Source organism: Gordonibacter sp. (assembly GCF_036667095.1).
In the GTDB taxonomy this organism is placed as follows: Bacteria; Actinomycetota; Coriobacteriia; order Coriobacteriales; family Eggerthellaceae; genus Gordonibacter.
This window is the reverse complement of record NZ_JAVWUP010000359.1, coordinates 1-1,597: the sequence shown is the minus strand read 5'-3', so window position 1 is coordinate 1,597 and position 1,597 is coordinate 1. Positions and strand designations below refer to the sequence as shown.

2 protein-coding genes are annotated in these 1,597 nt (G+C 58.8%); both read left to right on the top strand.

Annotated features, from left to right (window positions below):
- On the top strand, nt 1-711 hold a 711-nt coding region (locus RR842_RS14590; protein ID WP_332730297.1), incomplete at its 5' end, for an EFR1 family ferrodoxin.
- 433 nt (nt 712-1,144) lie between these two features.
- Nucleotides 1,145-1,327, top strand: a complete 183-nt coding sequence (locus RR842_RS14585; protein ID WP_332512705.1) for a twin-arginine translocation signal domain-containing protein — start codon at nt 1,145-1,147, stop codon at nt 1,325-1,327.
- Nucleotides 1,328-1,597: the final 270 nt, after the last annotated feature.

The window sequence follows — 1,597 nt, the reverse complement described above, 5'->3', positions numbered from 1 at the left end:
GAGGTCGTCTCGATCAACTATTACCTGAAAGAGGGAAAGAAGGCGGTGTTTCGCTCGGAGAAGCCGCTCGTGTTCGTGGTGCCCACCTACAGCTGGCGCATTCCTAAAGTGGCGGAGCAGTGGATCAGGCAAGCCGATTTCCAGGGCTGCCAGGATACCTACTTCGTACTGACCTGCGGTGGCAGTATCGGCAATGCGGCTGTGTACGCAAAGCGGCTCTGCACCGCCAAAGGACTGCGGTTTCGCGGGGTCGCCGGCGTGCCCATGCCAGAGAACTACCTGGCGCTGAATCCCACGCCCGACGAGGCAGAGTGCCAAGCCATCGTCAGCGCAGCGCGGCCGCACCTGGACGGCCTGGCGAAACTCATAGCCACAGGCGAGCCCTTCCCCGTGCAACAGGTATCGTTCGCAGACAAGGTGAAAAGCGGCCCGATCAACCCTTTGTTCTACGCGCTCTACGTGCACGACAAGGGCTTTTCGACATCGAGCGCTTGCACGTCCTGCGGGAAGTGCGCGCAGCGGTGCCCCCTGAACAACATCGACCTTGCAGGTGGTAAGCCCGTCTGGAAGGGCACCTGCACCCATTGCATGGCCTGCATCGGAGGCTGCCCCGCAGAGGCGATCGAGTACAAGAACGTGTCGAAGGGCCGTCATCGCCACTACCTCATGGACGATTCCCGGTGCCAGAAGGACGAGGGACAGCGCCTATGAGACAACAGCATGCGGCTCCGGCGTACTGCACGGCTGATTCTTCGTCCTAGCCGCAAACCGCTGCCGTGTCCTGCGGTGCCCGTACGTTTTCTTCAAGAAAAAGCGGCAAGCGTCTCATAGATTTCGCAAGAAAAACGAGCCACGACAGCCGTCGCCGAGCCAGCACTCGCTGATGCGAACTGCCTGCAAACCGAAGTCTTTCGAACCAGCCCGCGCGCGAAGGGAGTGCAAGCCCTTCGCAAGGAACTTTACAGTCGACCCAAATATCAACAAAACCGCAGGTCGTTCCTCTGTCGCACGAAAAATGCGACAGAGGAACGACGAATTACACCTAGCCGTGTTACAGGGGGTTTTCATCGGTGCGGTAATTTCCTTCTCGGGTTCACGAGAACGATCGAGAATCCAAAAAGATAGCTGCGAACGAGGAGAAGAAATGGCTGAAACGGTCACGGAATCAAAGGGGTTTTCGCGTAGGAGTTTTCTGAAAGGATCGGCAGTTGCAGCGGCGCTAGGTGCCACCGGCATTGCGCTGACCGGCTGCGGGCAAAGCAACACAGCTTCGGACATTCCCTCAAAATGGGACAACTGGGAGACGGCATGCTGCGCGCCCCGGTAAAGCGCGGACTGTGGCCTGTTGAGAATCCGGATGTTTACGTCGGCGGCTGGGCACCACGTCGAATGCAGGTATTTGCTGGACGCAGGTTTGGGAGCGCAAACTCGAAGAACTCGGCGTGCCTATTTTGCTCGAGCATAAGATGACCAAGATCTATCGCGGCGGCGCATGGCACCCCCTTCCCTTGGCAAGTGCTATACTCATCTGCCAGCCCGCCCAAGCGCGGGTTGCTTGGGGTACGAGGGGAGCTTTTCATGCAGTTGGCGCATCCGC